This is a genomic window from Serratia sp. KG1D (assembly GCF_037150675.1).
Taxonomy (GTDB): domain Bacteria; phylum Pseudomonadota; class Gammaproteobacteria; order Enterobacterales; family Enterobacteriaceae; genus Serratia; species Serratia nematodiphila.
The window spans coordinates 1-219 of sequence record NZ_JBAGIH010000021.1 but is presented as its reverse complement, the minus strand read 5'-3'; the positions used below and the strand labels follow the sequence as shown (position 1 = coordinate 219).

1 protein-coding gene is annotated in these 219 nt (G+C 65.3%); it reads left to right on the top strand.

What is annotated here, in order from left to right:
• Window positions 1-219, top strand: a 219-nt coding sequence (locus WFM45_RS24620) for an autotransporter domain-containing protein (RefSeq protein ID WP_336957618.1), incomplete at both ends; no start/stop codon positions are given.

Sequence of the window (219 nt, the reverse complement as noted above, 5' to 3'; positions counted from 1 at the left end):
CGGTCGGTGAACTACGGGATGCAGTCGGACCGCGACACGGCGAAGTACAGCGCGCGCACCGAGCAGCTGTTCGCGGAAGCGGGTTACAGCGTGAAGGGTGAGTGGCTGAACCTGGAGCCGTTCGTCAACCTGGCGTACGTGAACTTTGAAAACAACGGCATCGCGGAAAGCGGCGGCGCAGCGGCGCTGCGCGGCGACAAGCAGCACACCGACGCGACG